This window comes from Arthrobacter cupressi, assembly GCF_900099975.1.
In the GTDB taxonomy this organism is placed as follows: domain Bacteria; phylum Actinomycetota; class Actinomycetes; order Actinomycetales; family Micrococcaceae; genus Arthrobacter; species Arthrobacter cupressi.
This window is the reverse complement of the sequence record NZ_FNEI01000001.1, coordinates 115412-131968: the sequence shown is the minus strand read 5'-3', so window position 1 is coordinate 131968 and position 16557 is coordinate 115412. Positions and strand designations below refer to the sequence as shown.

The following is a 16557-nucleotide window of genomic DNA, read 5'->3' as shown; positions in this document are numbered from 1 at the left end:
ACGATGTTGCCCGCCGAGCCTGGAGGCCGGCGGGACCGGCCGGGCGTGCTTCACGGCACGCCCGGCCCGTGTCCCCCTTGAATGGTGCTTGCCTGCGTTGCCCGTCCTAGCCTTCGGCGGACGGGTCTTCGGCAGGCTGGCCGAACCAACCGCTGGGAGCGGGCTGGATGTTCTGCCAGATGTGTTTCGCCTCGCGGTATTCGTTGAGGCCCGCGCTGCCAAGTTCACGGCCAATGCCGGACTTGCCGAAACCGCCCCACTCCGCCTGCGGGACGTACGGGTGGTAGTCATTGATCCACACCGTCCCGTGCCGGAGCCCGGCGGCAACGCGCTGCGCCTTCGAGGCGTCCGAAGTCCAGACCGCACCCGCCAGTCCGTACTCCGTGTCGTTGGCTATGGCAACGGCCTCGGCTTCGGTCCGGAAGGTTTCCACGGTCAGCACCGGCCCGAATGACTCCTCCCGCAGCACGCTCATACCCGAGCGGCAGTTGCCGAGCACGGTGGGCGGGTAGAAGAAGCCGTCCGCGAGCAAGCCCTCGTCGGGGATGTAGCCGCCGCACAAAAGCTCGGCGCCCTCCGCAATGCCTGCCTGAACGTAGACGTGGACCTGTTCGCGGTGCTTCGCGGAGATGAGCGGGCCCGTTTCCGCATCGGAGTCAAAGGGGCCACCCATGCGGATCTTCTTCGCCCGCTCGACCACCTCGGCGACGAAGCGCTCCGCAATGGTCTCCTCGACGACGAGCCGGGCTCCGGCCGAGCAGACCTGGCCGGAGTGCAGGAAGACAGCGGTCAGGGCATTGTCGACGGCGGCGTCCCAGTCCGCGTCCGCGAAGACGACGTTCGGGTTCTTTCCGCCAAGCTCGAAGGCAACGCGCTTCACGGTGTCCGCGGCAGCCGCCATGATGGTCTGTCCCGTGGCCAGGCTTCCGGTCATGGAGACCAGATCCACCCGCGGGTCCGCACTCAGCACCGGCCCCACCCGCGATCCGCGTCCCGTGACGAGGTTCGCGACGCCGGCCGGAACCCCGGCCTCGGCCAGCGTTTCCATGAGCAGGATGGACGTCGACGGCGTCAGCTCGCTGGGCTTGAGCACGAAGGAGTTTCCCGCCACGAGGGCCGGTGCCACCTTCCAGGCCGCCTGCAGGAGCGGGTAGTTCCACGGTGCGATGAGGGTGCACACGCCCAGCGGCTCATAGACCACGCGGCTGATGGCGTTCGGACGCCCCGTGTCGATCACGCGACCCGCATCGAGGCCCGCGACCTTGCCGTAGTAGCGGAAGCACGCGGCGATGTCGTCAATGTCGTACTCGGCCTCGACCAGGCGCTTGCCGGTGTCCAGCGACTCGGCCCGGGCATAGATCGCCTTGTCCCGTTCGAGGAGCTCCGCGACCCGCAGCATGACCGCCCCGCGCTCCAGGTCCGTCAAGCGGCGCCACGCACCGCCGTCGAACGCTGCCCGGGCACTGGCGATTGCCCGCTCCGCGTCCTCGACGGTGGACGAAGCGACAACTGCCACCTCGCGTCCGTCCGCCGGACAGCGCACAACTGTTGTCCCGCCGTCGGAGGCCTCCTGCCAGCCGCCGTCGATGAAGATGCCGCGGACGATCTTCACTGCGTTCATTTCTTGCAGGGTTTCAGTGACGCTCATTGTCTAGCCCCTCACTGCCTGGCTTGCGGACTTGTCGCGCTCGAGCGGAGAGATTCCGTGGCGGTAGAACTCGGTGTGCTGCGCGGCCAGCGGAGCCTTGCCGAGGATCAGGTCGGAGGCGCGCTCGGCCAGCATCATCACCGGGGCATAGATGTTGCCGTTGGTGACGTACGGCATGGCGGAGGCGTCCACGACACGCAGGCCCTTGGTGCCGTGCACGGACATGTCGATCGGGTCGACCACGGCCATCGGATCGGACGCCGGCCCCATCTTGGCGGTGCAGGACGGGTGCAGCGCGGTTTCGGCGTCGGCGGCAACCCAATCCAGGATTTCCTTGTCCGTCTGGACGCTCCGGCCGGGAGAGATCTCGCCGCCATTGAACGGTGCCATGGCGGACTGGCCCAGGATGTCGCGGGAGATGCGCACGGCTTCGACCCATTCTCGGCGGTCCTGGTCGGTGGAGAGGTAGTTGAAGACCATGGACGGGTGGACCGTGGGATCCGTGGACTTGATCTTCAGGCTGCCGCGGGCGTCCGAGTACATCGGGCCGATGTGCACCTGGTAGCCGTGCTTGGCGTCGGCCTTCTGGCCGTCGTAGCGGACGGCCACCGGGAGGAAGTGGAACATCAGGTTCGGGTAGGACACGTCCTCGTTGGAGCGGACGAAGCCGCCGCCTTCGAAGTGGTTGGTGGCCGCCGGGCCCTTGCGCCCGAAGAGCCACTGCATGCCAATCCACGGCATGCGCCACACATCGAGGGCCGGCTGCATGGACACCGGCTGGGTGCAGGCGTGCTGGATGTACACCTCGAGGTGGTCCTGCAGGTTCTCGCCGACGCCGGGCAGGTTGACCACCGGGTTGATGCCGAGGGACTTCAGGTGCTTGGATTCGCCTACACCGGAGAGCTGCAGCAGCTGCGGGGTGTTGATGGCGCCGCCGGACAGGATGACCTCGCCCGCGTTGACGGTGTGAAGCTTGCCGTTGCGGCGGTAGGTGACGCCGGTGGCCACGTTGCCCTTGAAGTTGACCTTGGTGACGAAGGCCCGGGTGAGGACATCGAGGTTCCGCCGGCCGGTGTTGGGGCGCAGGTAGGCGCGGGAGGCCGAGAGGCGCTGGCCCTTGTGGACGTTGCGGTCGAAGGGCGCGAAGCCTTCCTGGCGGTAGCCGTTGACGTCGTCCGTGAGCGGGAAGCCGGCCTGCTGGGCCGCCTGGAAGAAGGACTGGAAGAGCGGGTTGGTGGCGGGTCCGCGTTCCAGGACCAGCGGGCCGGAGTGGCCGCGGAATTCGTCGTCCGGATCGGCGGCGAGGGTGTTTTCCATGCGGCGGAAGTACGGGAGGCAGTGGGCGAAGTCCCAGGTCTCCATGCCGGCGTCGGCGCCCCAGCGCTCGTAGTCCATGGGGTTGCCGCGTTGGAAGATCATGCCGTTGATGGAGCTGGAGCCGCCCAGCACCTTGCCGCGGGCGTGGGCGACGCGGCGGCCGCCCATGTACGGCTCCGGATCCGATTCGTAGCGCCAGTCGTAGAGCGGGTTGCCGCTGGGGAAGGTCAGGGCTGCCGGCATCTGGATGAAAAGATCCCAGGGGTAGTCGCTGCGGCCCGCTTCAAGGACCAGGACGCTGCGCGTGCCGCCTTCGCTCAAGCGGTTGGCCAGCACGGAGCCGGCACTTCCCCCACCTACGATGACGTAGTCGTAGCTCGTTTTTGTCATGCTGCAAATCTCCTTAGGCCTCGACGCGGATGCGGCCTGGTGCCGACACCGAAGACCATGGCGCGACGCGTGGGCGCCACTGACCCGTAGGCCAATCTCCGCGGGGACCTCGCCGGTGTGGCGCAGGTCATACATCGAGGCTAGCCGAGCTTGAACATATGTTCAAGACCTCGACTGGACATTTGTTCAACAGTGAGCGCACTCTCGGATTCGCGAGGCCCGTGGCCGGGGCCAACCCGGATGATTTGGGCACGCCGAAGCCCGCGGGTCACAAACCGTCGGGAGTCGGAGCCTCGCTTTCGCTAGTCGGCGAAGGCGATCTGCTCGGTGCGGGCGATGCTCCGCTGGATTGCCGCCTTGTCGATGCCCAGGAGGGACGTCAGCCACATCCCGTTCTGCACGACGACAATGTCATCCGCCCGCTGCTTGCATGCTTCGCGGGAAAGCTCCGGCTTGGCGTTGCCGATCAGCGTCGCGAGCCCGTCCAGGTACTGGTCAAACGCTTCCGCGTTGATCACGGCAAAGTCTTCATCGGCTTGCGCGAGCGCCCAAAGGTGGAGGCGCAGCGACAAATAGGGCGTGGTCAGGATTTCCGGTCCCGCGACCCGCCTCAGGGCCTCACGGAGCTGCTCATCCGGATGCGCCTCCGGGTCGGGGGTCACCAGCCTCATGTCGCTCTCGCCGATCCGGTTCAGGACCGCACGGATGAGGCTCGGCTTGTCCGCGTAGTAGTAGTTGACGAGACCGAGCGCGACGCCGGCTTCGCGGGCCACGGCCCGCATATTGACACCCGAGATGCCATGGCGCGACAACAGCTCCAGCACTGCATCCAAGATGCGGGACTGCCTGTCGACTTGCTCTCCCGGGTTCACTGTCCTTGTATCCACCCCGCCAGACTATGGCGAAAGCGGGGGCGTCGCATCCTGCGCCGGCGACGCGCGCCGGGCCGATGCGGGCACCCTTCGCGGGCGCCGGCCAGGCCACCCCATCTGGCTGCACTGGAAACCGACCCGGCAGCCCAGTCGCCCCGGATTCCGCTTTCCAAGTTGCGCAATACACAACTCGATTGACATAACCCGCCGTCGAGAAAAATATGACGACTGCCGGAAACCTGGCCACCAAGGCGGCGTCCAAACATCCGTCCGGACGGTATATAAACGATTTCGCCTACTCCCGCGTGGCAAGCGCCCTCCCCGCTTCCTCCCGGGGCGCGCGCCGGACGCGACGGCGTCGCCTCACGGGGGACGCAAAACCGCGCCCCGGATGCAAGTCATGAAAGGACTGCGGGAAACAAAATGCTTGACAACACGCTGTGACCTCCGTCACGGTGTTGCGTATCACGGTGAAAGTTGCATATTAAACAACCGCGATCGTTGCGAACTTCCCCATACTTTTCCCCACGCGACGCCCCAGGCAGAGCCCCCAGCAGGAGTGCAGGAATGAACAGTTCCGCTATATCGGTACGCAATCTTTGGAAAGTCTTCGGATCCGGCGGCGCGAAGATCCCCTTGGATCCGGAATTGTCCGCTTTGCCTTCCTCGAATTTGCTGGAACGCACCGGATGCGTGGCCGCGGTCAGGAACATGAGTTTCGACGTGGCAAGGGGCGAAGTGTTCGTCATCATGGGCCTCTCTGGATCCGGCAAATCCACGCTCATCCGCTGTCTGACGCGCCTGATCGAACCCACATCGGGCAGCGTCAGCATCGGAGGCCAGGACATCCTTCAGGCCCGTCCCGCCGAACTGCGGGATTTGCGCCGGCAGAAGATGTCCATGGTGTTCCAGCATTTCGGACTCCTGCCGCACCGCACCGTGCTGGACAACGTGGCCTACGGCCTGCAAATCCGGGGCACGGCAAAGAACGAACGGTATGCCCGTTCGCGTGAGGTCATCGATCTTGTGGGCCTCAACGGCTATGAGGGGCACTATCCCGAACAGCTGTCCGGCGGCATGCAGCAGCGGGTGGGTCTGGCCCGGGCGCTGGCGGGCGACCCCGATGCCATCCTGTTCGACGAGCCGTTCTCGGCCCTGGATCCGTTGATCCGCCGCGACATGCAGGCCGAGGTCATCCGCCTGCACAAAGACATGGGCAAGACCATGGTCTTCGTGACCCACGATCTCTCCGAAGCCCTCAAACTGGGCGACCGGATCCTGATCATGCGGCACGGGGAAGCCGTCCAGTGCGGCACCGGAGACGAGCTTGTCGGCTCGCCGGCCAACGACTACATCGCCGATTTCGTCTCCGAGGTGCCCCGTTCGGACGTCCTCACCCTGAAATGGATCGCCGAACCGTTGGCCGCAGGCACTCCCGGTGACGCGCCGGTGCTGAGTTCTTCCACCATCATCCGCGACGCCATCCACACTGTGATGCACTCATCCAGCCCGGTCCTCGTCGAAGAAGCTGGCGCAATCACCGGCCAGATCGATCGCGACAGCATCCTCTCCGTGCTGCGTGGAGTGAGAGCAGCAGCATGAGCGCCACCCTCGTCGACCTGGAAGAAACACCGGACACCCAGGCCGCTCCGGTCCGGGCACCGCGCCGGCGCCTGAGCCGCAAGACGGTCCTCCTCCTCAGTGCCGGCGCCATCTGGCTCGCGGGGTACTTCCTCCTGCGCGGCACCGGTACCCTCACGCTGCCCACCGCGGAACTGACGGATCTCCACCGCTCGCTGAACCATTTCAACGCCTGGGTGGCATCCAACCGCGCGGACAACCCCGTCTTCCTCTACGTCTTCTCGCCGCTGCGCTCCGCCGTCGACGCCGTCGCCAACGTGTTCACCACCACGTTCGCGGCGAGCCCCACGGGCCTGAGGCTCCCGGAAATCGGCTGGCTCGGTACCGTCGGACTCCTGAGCTGGATCGCTTTCGCCGTCGGCAACGCCCGGGTGGCGGTGCTGACCGCTGCCGTGTTCGTCTTCTTTGGCCTGCAGGGACTCTTCGTCGAGGCCGCCTACACGTTTTCCCTCGTGGTGACGGCGGTCCTGCTGTCCCTGCTCGTCGGACTCCCCCTGGGCGTGCTGGCGGGCATCAGCGCCCGCATCGAGAAGATCATCACGCCGGTGCTGGACTTCATGCAGATCCTCCCGACCTTCGTCTACCTGGCGCCCCTGGCACTGGTCTTCCTGATCGGCCCGGCCTCCGCCGTCATCGCCACCGTGATCTACGCGGCGCCGCCGATCATCCGCCTGACCGCCCACGGCATCAGGGGCATCCCGGAGAACACCCGTGAAGCATCCGACTCCCTGGGAACCACCGGACTGCAGCGGTTGTTCACGCTCCAGATACCCATGGCCAAGCGGACCATCGTGATGGGCATCAACCAAGGCACCATGGCCGCACTTTCCATGGTGACGATCGCCGCGCTGATCGCCGCTCCCGGCCTTGGCCAGGTGGTGGTCCGTGCCCTGCAGTCGCTCGACGTCGGCACGGCCGTGAATGCGGGCCTCTCGATCGTCCTCATGGCGATCATGCTCGACCGGGTGACCACCGCCGCCAGCGAAAGGGCAAAGCCTGCCACACAGCGGCGGCGAAGCAAGGTTTCGCGCCGGCTGCGGGTGATTGTCCTGGGCGCCACCTTCGTCCTGGTGCTGGTTCTGGTCCAACTTTCCAGGACGGTGCTCTGGGCGGCCCAATTCCCCACGGATTTGAACTTCGGCCCGGCCATCACCAGCGGCGTGGCGTCGGCCAGTGACTGGATGCAAACCCACTTGTTCCTGCTGACCGAGACATTCCGGGAGGCGGTCACCGTCGCTTTCCTGAACCCGTTCCAGTCCCTCGCCACGGAAACGCCGTTCTTCATCATCTTCGCGGTCCTGGCCCTGGCAGCCTACGCTTTCGGCGGCTGGAAGCTCACCGCCCTGGTCCTTGGCTGCCTGACCGCGATCGTCTACCTCGGCCTGTGGGGCGACGCGATGGTGACCCTCGCGAGCACCCTGGTAGCGACCGTCATCGTCATGGTCCTGGGTGTGCTGTTCGGTGTTGCAATGGGCCGTTCCAGCAGGCTCGACAAGCTCCTGCGCCCGGTACTGGATGCCGGCCAGACCTTGCCCGCCTTCGTCTACCTGGTTCCTTTCCTGGGCCTCTTCGGCGCAACCCGCTTCACCGCGATCATTGCAGGCGTCATCTACGCGGCGCCCGCGGCGATCAAGATCATGGCCGACGGCATTTCCGGGGTCTCCCCCACTGTGGTCGAAGCCGCGGTGTCCAGCGGGTCAACCCCCTGGCAGGTCATCACGAAGGTCCAGCTCCCCATGGCCAGGAAATCGCTTGGACTCGCCGCCAACCAGGGCCTCATTTACGTCCTGGCCATGGTCGTCGTGGGCGCCTTGGTGGGTGCCGGCGGCCTTGGCTACGACGTCGTCGCCGGGTTCGTTCAGAGCTCGCTTTTCGGCAAGGGAATGGCAGCCGGCCTGACCATCGTCTTCCTCGGCATCCTCCTTGACCGCATCACGCAGGCGGCGGCCTTCGCACGACCCTCAAAGTCCACCCACAAAGCCCAACCAGTTCCCAACAACTCCGTTCCCAACACCAAGGAGGCTTGACCATGAAAAGTACCAGTGTCCTGAAACGGCTTGTCCCGGCCCTGGCCGGGGCAGCAGCCACAGCCCTGCTCCTGTCCGCCTGCGGCGGCGCGTCCGTCAACCAGGCCGCGGCGGCCGACGCGTCGAAGCCCCAGTGCGGCACCGTCAATGTGGCCCTCAACGCGTGGGTCGGCTACACGGCCAACGCTGCCGTCTACAGCTACGTGGCCAAAGAAAAGCTGGGGTGCACGGTGGTGCAAAAGGACCTCAACGAGCAGATCGCCTGGCAGGGCTTCGGCTCGGGAGAGGTGGACGTCATCATCGAAAACTGGGGCCACGAGGACCTCGCCAAGCAGTACATCACCGAGCAGGCCGTAGCCGTCGACGCCGGGCCGACAGGAAACGAAGGACACATCGGCTGGTACGTGCCGCCATGGCTGGCAAAGGCCCACCCGGACATCACCGACAGCAAGAACCTGAACAAGTACGCTTCGCTCCTTGCGACCTCCGAGTCCGGTGGCAAGGGCCAGCTCCTCGACGGCGACCCCGCGTTCGTGACGAACGACGAAGCCCTGGTCAAGAACCTGAAGCTGGACTTCAAGGTGGTGTACTCCGGCTCCGAAGCCGCCCTCATCCAGTCGTTCCGTGCCGCGGAGAAGAACAAGACCCCGCTGCTGGGCTACTTCTACGAACCCCAGTGGTTCCTCGCCGAAGTTCCCCTCGTGAAGGTCAACCTGCCGAAGTGGACACCCGGCTGCGATGCGGACGCCGAGAAGATTGCCTGCGACTACCCGGACTACAAGCTGAACAAGGTCATTTCCAAGAAGTTCGCGGACAGCGGCTCGCCGGCGGCCAAGCTGGCCAAGGCGTTCAGCTGGACCAACGCCGACCAGGATTCCGTGGCAACGGACATCCAGAACGGCATGGCACCGGAAGCTGCGGCCAAGAAGTGGGTGGAGGCGCACCCCGAGAAGGTGGAGGCCTGGCTCAAGTAGACCTTCTCCACAGCGCGACGCCGGGCACCGAATTGGTGCCCGGCGTCCTGCGTTACCGGCCCGTCGCCCGTCAGCCGCGGGCGCCGTCGCGCAGCCGGGCGTTTCCGCGCACGAGCTTGACCGCGAAGGCGAGCGCTCCCAGCCGGCCCGTCCCGCGGGGATCACCGCCGAGGACCTCAAAGATGCGGGCGAGCCGCTTGTGGAGGCTCTGCCGCTCAAGGAAGAGGACCCGCGCGGCTTCCGCAGTGTTGCAGCCTTCTGTGATCCACACATCGAGCGTGCGCACCAGCTCGCCGCCGCGGCGGCGCTCCAGCTCCATCAACGGCCCCAACGTCTCCTCGATGAAGAGCTCCACGGCATGCCGGGGCAGCTCCCGTTCCGCGAAGCGCTCGACGACGAAGTCGGCACTGTCATAGACGGCGTGTTCCCATTTCGACGCCCGCCCGAGCCGCAGGGTAATCCGGGCCTCGGCGAGTGAGCGGGACGCCCCGCGGATGGACGGCTCGGTGGGACCGACCGCGCCAAGGCCGCCCTTGCCCGAGAGCGATTCCCGCAGCGAGCGGATGAACTCTTGCCGCGCGGCCACGCTCCCCCCGCGCTCGAACGGAACAAGCGCCACCAAGGCGTCGCCGTCGGCGTGGAGCCGGATCTGGGCGCCCAGCGCGCGGAGGGTCCGCTCGGCGTCGGGAGCGGGACGCCCCGAGTCCCGGGAGCGGAAAAGCGCGACGGCGACCGGAACGTCCGGCGGCAGCCCCGCCGCCTCGGCCAACTCCAGGAGCTGGTCACCGCCGCCCCCGGCGACGATCATCCGCAGCAGCGCGTCATCGGCCATCCGGGCGAGGCTGGGACGGTGGCGCTGCGAGAGGGCGAGGGCCACGATGCCGCGGATCCGCTGGGCCACGGTCTCCAGGCGGTCCGGGTCCTCCGAAGCGGAGGAGATCTCGAGCCGGGCGATGTCGATGCCGCCAACGTTCAGTTCAACGCTGAAGGCGGGGCCGCGCTCCCCTGGTTCGGTACCGGCTGATTCGATCACGACGCCGCGCGGATCGACGACGGCGACCCAGGCATCCAGCGCCCGTGCCGTCAGTTCGAGGATTGGCAGGAGCGGGGCACCGCCCGCGGCCACCCGCTCGGCGAGCTGCTGCGAAAGGGCATCGGCAATCTGGAGCGCTTCGACCTGCCGGGAAACGATGCGCCGGTTCACCCATTCGGCGACCTCGACGAACGGCACCACGTTCCGGAGCCCCACCAGCGGCAGCCCTGCCTCGTCGGCGGCCGCCAGGACCTCCAGGGGGATGTCGCGTCCGCCAGCCGTTTCGAAGGCGACGCAGGCGACCCCGCGCTCGGACAGGCTCCTGATGTACTCCAGCTGCGCGCCCTCGCGGAGGGCAAGGAAGTTCTGGCCGCCCACCAGCAGGAACTCGCCGCCCCTGAGCAACGGAGCGATCTGCACCACCTCGCTTGAGTGCACCCAGCGCACCGTCCGGTGGGCAACCGCCTCCTGCCCGGCGAGCACCACCGGCTGGCCCGGCAGAAGCGCCACGCTGTCCAGGACTTCCTTCAACGGAACGGCCACGCAGCGCCTCGCTTCCTCACGTTCGTCCGTGTAACGCGCATCTCATGCAGGTGACGATCTGTAACCCGGAGCCGCACTCAATGGCGACAGGGTGAGTCTACTGGATGCGGATCGGCCGCCATACAGTGGAAGGGAGCCGGCTACTCGCTCGAAAAGCAGACCAAGAGAAAGTAGTCCCCCCATGAGTCTTCGCACTCAGAGCCACTCTGAGAACGCCACGCACGCCGTCGAGGATGTGCTGCAGCCCGTTCCGGAGTCGGCCCGCACCACCAAACTCTCCGGGCAGTTCTGGATCTGGGCCGGGGCCAACGTCGCCCCCATCAACTGGATCCTCGGCGCCCTCGGCATCAACATGGGCCTCGGCCTTGCCGACACCATGACGGTGCTCGTCCTCGGAAACGTCATCGGCATGGTCGGCTTCGGCTTTTTCGTCCTCCTCGGACAGAAGACCGGGGCAACCGGCATGCTCCTCGCCCGGGGCGCCTTCGGCCGCCGCGGCGCCTACGTCCCGGCCGCCATCCAGGCAATCGTCGCGGTGGGCTGGTCCGCCGTGAACACCTGGGTCATCCTCGACCTGGTCATGGCCCTGTTCGGCATGATCGGCTGGGTGGACCCGGCCCAGGAGAACCTGGCCTGGAAGGTCGGGGTTGCCGCCGTCATCATGGGCGTGCAGGTGGCCATCTGCTACCGCGGCTACGGCGCGATCGCCAAGTTCGAGCGCATCACCATGCCGCCCACGCTCCTTGTGCTCGTGGCGATGTCCATCATCGCCTGGACCCAGCTGCCCATCGACTGGAGCTACGCCGGCCCGGCCGGCGAGGTCCTCAGCGGCGGCGAGCGGATCGCGGCGATGTCAGGCATCATGACCGCGATCGGCATTGGGTGGGGCATCGGCTGGTTCACCTACGCGCCGGATTACTCACGCTTCGTTTCCAAGAGCATCGTGCCCCGCAAGCTCTACTTCACCTCGGTCCTCGGCCAGTTCCTCCCGGTCGCCTGGCTGGGCCTGCTCGGTGCGAGCCTGGCGACCATGAACGGCACCGCCGATCCCGGCGAGCTGATCGTCAAGAGCTTCGGCGCCATGGCCATCCCGGTCATCCTGCTGGTCATCCACGGACCGATCGCCACCAACATCATCAACCTGTACACCTTCGGCGTTGCCACCCAGGCCCTCGACATCAAGATTTCACGCAGGAAGATCTCGATCGTGGTCGGCATCTTCTCGATGTGCGCCGTGATCCTCTTCCTCTTCGCCGAGGACTTCGCGACGCTCCTGGACAGCTGGGTCATCGCTATCGCGGCCTGGGTAGCCACCTGGGGCGGCATCATGGCAGTCCACTACTTCATCTTCGAACGCCGGCACAAGAACTTCGGCTACCTGTTCGCCGGCCCGCGGGACACCAAACTCAAGGCCGTCAACCCGCGCGCGCTCATCGCCTTCGCAGCCGGCCTGGTGATGACCTGGCTGTTCATGTACGGCGCCCTGCCGGTCTTCCAAGGCCCCATCGCCACGGCCATGGGCGGCGTGGACCTGTCCTGGCTGGCCGGTTCGCTCACCTCGGGAATCCTGTACTTCGCCCTCAGCTACCCGCGGTTCCGTGACCGGATCCACCCGGAGGTGCCGCTCGGCATCAAAGACGGCGTCAGCGACCAGGAGTACCTCGACGTGCACGGTGACGTGACGCAAGCGGCCGAACCGCCGTCGTCGCCCGTCCAGGCAGTTCCCGTCCAGCCATCGGCGTCTGTCCAGGCAGTGCCCCCCGCTCCCGACGCCAGCCACATCCCGGCCCCGTAGCCTTTCCCGGATCGCGGCGGCGGCGGGCCCACGACCCGCCGCCGCCCCGGTCCCCCATGCCTTCCCACACCGCATTCAAGGAGAAACCATGCCCCGCAGCGTCCTCATGGAGGAGCTCGACGCGTTCACCTACCGCGAGGCCATCGCAGATGGTGCGCCGGTCATCATCCCGGTCGGCTCGATCGAGCAGCACGGACCGCACCTGCCGCTCAACACCGACGTCATCCTGTCCAAGGCCATGAGCACCCGCCTCGCCGGGGTCATTGGGGGCCTCGTCGCCGCGCCGGTCGTGTACGGGTACAAGTCGCAGCAGCGTTCGGGCGGCGGGAACCACCTGGGCGGCACCACCAGCCTCGACGCGACGACGCTGATCTCGATCGCCAGGACGCTCACCCTCGAGTTCGCCCGGCACGGCGCACACAGGCTCATTTTCCTCAACGGCCACTTCGAGAATTACCAGTTCCTCTACGAGGGAATCGAACAAGCCACGGCCGAGCTGGCACGGCGCGGCCAGGACGTGTCCGCCATCCTGCTTTCGTACTGGGACTTCGTCGACGAGGACACCATCGAGGAGATCTACAGCGGCTCCTTCCCTGGCTGGGACGTGGAGCACGGCGGCGTCCTGGAGACCTCCCTGATGCTGCACCTGCACCCCGACCTCGTCCGCCTGGAGCGGGTCATGGACCTGCCGGCGGCGCAGTTGCCCCGCTACGACATCCTGCCGGTCCGGGCCGAACTCACGCCCGCATCAGGCTGCCTCTCCTCGGCCAAATCCGCCTCGGAGGCCGCCGGGCAGCTCCTGCTCGAGCGGACCTCCAAGGCCCTCGCCGAGGCGATCAGCGCCGAACTCGCCGCGCAGTAGCGGCGCGGCATCCACCAACTTCCATCACCCACGCAACACAACCCCTGAAAAGGAGACACACCATGTCCGTCGACACCACCGTCACGAACGTCACCGAACTCGAGCGCCTCAAGGTCCTGCACAACGGCAGCAAGGGCAAGCTCACCTTCTCGGCTGCGGAATTCGAACGCCGCCTGGCCGGCCTCCGCCGGATCATGGCCGCGAAGGAGCTGGACGCCGTCGTCCTGACCTCGTACCACGGCATCAAGTACTACTCGGACTTCCTCTACACGACGTTCGGGCGCAACTACGCCCTGGTGGTCACCGCCGACGATTCGGTCACCATCACGGCGAACATCGACGCCGGCATGCCGTGGCGCACCTCGTACGGCGAAAACATCGTCTACACCGACTGGCGCCGCGACAACTTCTACTTCGGCATCCAGGAGGCCCTGCGGCAGCGGGGCGTCAAGGCCACGCGCCTGGGCGTCGAGGACGATTTCCTGCCCGGCCTGACCCGCGAGAAGCTCGCCGCCGCGTTCCCGGGCGCACGGCTCCTCGACGTCTCCCAGGACGCCATGCGGCAGCGCATGATCAAGTCCGCCGAGGAAATCGAGGTCATCAAGCACGGCGCCCGCATCGGCGACCTCGGCGGCGAGGCCATCCGGAACGCGATCCGCGAAGGCATCACCGAATACGAGGTGGCCCTGATCGGCACCGAGGCCATGGTCCACGAGATCGCCCGGACCTTCCCGGACCGCGAAGTCCGCGACACCTGGGTCTGGTTCCAGTCCGGCATCAACACCGACGGCGCCCACAACTGGGCCACCACCCGCAGGCTGGAGAAGGGCGACATCCTCTCGCTGAATTGCTTCCCCATGACCTCCGGCTACTACACCGCCCTCGAACGAACCCTTTTCCTCGGCCAACCGGACGAGCGCTCGCTCGAGCTCTGGAACATCAACGTGGAGGTGCATCGCCGCGGCCTCGAACTCATCAAGCCCGGCGCCGTCTGCAAGGACATCGCCGCCGAGCTCAACGAGATCTACATCGGCTACGGCCTTCTGCCCAACCGCACGTTCGGCTACGGCCACTCCTTCGGCGTGCTTTCGCACTACTACGGCCGCGAGGCGGGTTTGGAGCTCCGCGAGGACATCGAGACGGTGCTCGAGCCGGGCATGGTGGTCTCCATGGAGCCGATGATCACCGTGGCCGACGGCCTCCCGGGCGCCGGCGGCTACCGCGAGCACGACATCTTGGTGATCGGCGAGGACTCGGTGGAGAACATCACCAAGTTCGGCTTCGGCCCGGAGCACAACATCGTGGAAGCCTGATCCACCGGGACATGTCCGCTTCTTCGCACGAAGGAGCGGACATGTCCGTGCGCGGGAAGGGCAGCTAGGCGAGCACCGTGAGCGCCTCCTCCACGGTGTCCACGAGGTGGATACGGCCGGCCATCGGCTTTCCGAGGGCGAGCGCCTGCAGCATGGGCCAGGCCGGGTACGTTTCCTCCCAGTGTTCACGCCCCACCAGCACCATGGGCGTGATGGTTTCCGGGGCGCCGTAGTAGTTCTCGCAGGCGTCCTGGAAGATTTCCTGCACCGTGCCGGCCGATCCGGGCAGGAACACGATGCCGCCCGTGCACAGTTCCAGCAGGATCGCCTCCCGTACGGAGTTCGCGAAGTACTTGGCGATGTGGGTGGCGAAGAGGTTGGGCGGTTCGTGCCCATAGAACCAGGTGGGAATGCCCAGCGAGGCGGTCCCTCCGGGGTATTGCCCGACGACGGCGGCCGCCGCCCGCGCCCACTCCGTCACCGAGGGCCGGAAGCCCGGCGCGGTGGCGAGGGTTCCGAGCGCGGCGGTGAAGTCGCCGTCGGGCAGTCCGCTGAGGTACGCGCCGCAGTTGGCGGCCTCCATCGCACCCGGGCCGCCGCCGGTGGCGACGGTGAAACCGGAACGGGCCAGGAGCCTGCCGAGCCGGGCGGCGTCGGCGTATTCCGCCGTGCCGCGCCGGGCCGCGTGGCCGCCCATCACGCCCACCAGGCGGGTGCCGGCGAAGTCGCCGTTGGAGAGCGCCTCCTCGAGGGCGTCCCCGACGGCGTGGTCGTGCAGGGCCGCTGCGAGGGTGGCGTCGAGGCTGGTGCGCTGGCCGGGCAGGATGCTCCATTGGTAGATCCGGGCGTCCGGGGTGGCCTCGTATTCGTGCCCGGCGATGTCCTCGTAGAGTTCGGCGGCGGTATACAGGCTGCCCCGGTACGGATTGAAGGGGATGCCGCGCAGTTTCGGGAAGATCAGGGCGCCGCGGCTGCGCAGGCTGTCCTCCACGCCGTCGTCGAAAGTGCAGCCGAGGAAAATGGCGCCCTGGGCGTCGAGCGCCGTGAGTTCGCGGCTGCGGCCCCTCAGGTCCAGCGACTGGGCGTGCCAGCCATGCATCGTCCCGGCACCGGCGCTGACCAGCCGGTCGAAGTGCGCCACACTTTCGACGTCGAGGGTGCGCGGGCTGGGATTCAGGCGGCCGGAGGGTGTCATCCGATCAGCTTAGGCATTTGCTGGTCCTTTCCGGGCGGCTCCGTAGCAGAATGGGGCCATGCAGCCTTCAAACGGTGCACCGCGCATCGGCATCCCCGTCCGGCTCAGCAACTCCGAAGGCGCCGACCCGCGCGTCGGCAAGGCCAACGGCCTCTTTGAACTCATCGTGGAGCTGCTCGGCCGGGCCGGGGCGGAAGCGGTGCTGCTGGATTCCTCCGACGGCGACCCGGCCGCCGGCGTGCGCGGGCTCGACGGCGTCGTGCTGCCAGGCGGCGGCGACGTGGACCCCGGCCTGTACGGCGAGGAACCCGGCCCCGCGCTGTACGACGTCAACCCTGCCCAGGACGAGCTCGACATCGCCGTGGCCAAGGCGGGCGTCGCCGCCGGGATCCCGGTACTGGGGATCTGCCGGGGCCACCAGGTCCTGAACGTGCTCTACGGCGGCACGCTCATCCAGGACATGCACCCGTCCGCGGTGACGCACCGGATCGCGGCGGGGCCGGAACCCGCTGCCGAAGTCCCGGACACCCGGGCTGCACACTCCTGGGCTGAACACTCCTGGGCGTGGCACGACGTCGGGCTGGCGGCAGGTTCCCGTCTCGCGGGCCTGTACGGCGGCTCGCCCAGCGTGCGGATCGCGTCCGGCCACCACCAGGCCGTGGCCCGGGTGGGCAGCGGGCTGCTGGTGACGGCGGTGGCCGACGACGGCACGATCGAAGGCCTGGAGGATCCGTTGCGTTGGGTTGTTTCCATGCAGTGGCATCCGGAGGCGGGCCAGTTGCCTGACGGGCAGCGGCTGGCGCCGTTCCGAGCCTTCGTGGAGGTGTGCCGGTCCGGCGGCTGAGCCGCGGCAGATGCGTAAGCGCTTTCATGCGTGCCTCGGAGGCCACTACAGTATGTGATGCAGCGCATACATTCCCTGTGCGGCTGCTGCCACACACGGTGTA

General features: G+C 67.1%; 12 protein-coding genes. 7 read left to right on the top strand and 5 right to left on the bottom strand.

The window, feature by feature from the left end:
- Positions 1-106: 106 nt before the first annotated feature.
- From BLP88_RS00595 to BLP88_RS00585, 3 genes are all read right to left on the bottom strand, one after another.
- Complete coding sequence (locus BLP88_RS00595) at positions 107-1648, bottom strand: aldehyde dehydrogenase family protein (RefSeq protein WP_245679720.1); 1542 nt, start codon at positions 1646-1648, stop codon at positions 107-109.
- A 3-nt stretch (positions 1649-1651) separates the two neighbouring features.
- The gene (gene betA / locus BLP88_RS00590) at positions 1652-3355 is read right to left on the bottom strand and encodes a choline dehydrogenase (protein WP_074586086.1); all 1704 of its coding nucleotides are present in this window, start codon (positions 3353-3355) and stop codon (positions 1652-1654) included.
- A 302-nt stretch (positions 3356-3657) separates the two neighbouring features.
- The gene (locus BLP88_RS00585; protein ID WP_074586084.1) at positions 3658-4242 is read right to left on the bottom strand and encodes a TetR/AcrR family transcriptional regulator; all 585 of its coding nucleotides are present in this window, start codon (positions 4240-4242) and stop codon (positions 3658-3660) included.
- Positions 4243-4794: 552 nt separating this feature from the next.
- Here BLP88_RS00585 and BLP88_RS00580 point away from each other — a divergent pair.
- The 3 genes from BLP88_RS00580 to BLP88_RS00570 are packed head-to-tail and all read left to right on the top strand — an operon-like array spanning position 4795 to position 8869.
- Positions 4795-5829: a quaternary amine ABC transporter ATP-binding protein gene (locus BLP88_RS00580; RefSeq protein ID WP_074586083.1), complete on the top strand. Its 1035-nt coding sequence runs from the start codon at positions 4795-4797 to the stop codon at positions 5827-5829.
- Entirely contained in the window at positions 5826-7895 is a 2070-nt protein-coding gene (locus tag BLP88_RS00575; RefSeq protein ID WP_074586081.1) for an ABC transporter permease, read from the top strand. The genes BLP88_RS00580 and BLP88_RS00575 overlap by 4 nt, the downstream gene beginning before the upstream one ends.
- Before the next feature lie 2 nt (positions 7896-7897).
- The gene (locus BLP88_RS00570; RefSeq protein ID WP_074586079.1) at positions 7898-8869 is read left to right on the top strand and encodes an ABC transporter substrate-binding protein; all 972 of its coding nucleotides are present in this window, start codon (positions 7898-7900) and stop codon (positions 8867-8869) included.
- 70 nt (positions 8870-8939) lie between these two features.
- On the opposite strand, the gene BLP88_RS00565 is transcribed toward BLP88_RS00570, so the two are convergent.
- Complete coding sequence (locus BLP88_RS00565) at positions 8940-10445, bottom strand: PucR family transcriptional regulator (protein ID WP_074586078.1); 1506 nt, start codon at positions 10443-10445, stop codon at positions 8940-8942.
- Positions 10446-10626: 181 nt separating this feature from the next.
- Between BLP88_RS00565 and BLP88_RS00560 the strand changes: the two genes are divergently transcribed.
- From BLP88_RS00560 to BLP88_RS00550, 3 genes are all read left to right on the top strand, one after another.
- Positions 10627-12240 carry a purine-cytosine permease family protein gene (locus tag BLP88_RS00560; protein WP_084110660.1) on the top strand — a complete coding sequence of 538 codons (1614 nt, stop codon included), beginning with the start codon at positions 10627-10629 and terminating at the stop codon, positions 12238-12240.
- An 88-nt stretch (positions 12241-12328) separates the two neighbouring features.
- The gene (locus tag BLP88_RS00555) at positions 12329-13102 is read left to right on the top strand and encodes a creatininase (RefSeq protein WP_074586074.1); all 774 of its coding nucleotides are present in this window, start codon (positions 12329-12331) and stop codon (positions 13100-13102) included.
- A gap of 62 nt (positions 13103-13164) precedes the next feature.
- A complete protein-coding gene (locus BLP88_RS00550) occupies positions 13165-14415 on the top strand; it encodes an aminopeptidase P family protein (RefSeq protein WP_074586073.1) in 1251 nt (416 codons plus the stop codon).
- Between the two features lie 64 nt (positions 14416-14479).
- On the opposite strand, the gene BLP88_RS00545 is transcribed toward BLP88_RS00550, so the two are convergent.
- A complete protein-coding gene (locus BLP88_RS00545) occupies positions 14480-15610 on the bottom strand; it encodes an LOG family protein (protein ID WP_074586071.1) in 1131 nt (376 codons plus the stop codon).
- Positions 15611-15668: 58 nt separating this feature from the next.
- Between BLP88_RS00545 and BLP88_RS00540 the strand changes: the two genes are divergently transcribed.
- Positions 15669-16454, top strand: a complete 786-nt coding sequence (locus BLP88_RS00540) for a gamma-glutamyl-gamma-aminobutyrate hydrolase family protein (RefSeq protein ID WP_074586070.1) — start codon at positions 15669-15671, stop codon at positions 16452-16454.
- Positions 16455-16557 lie beyond the last annotated feature (103 nt).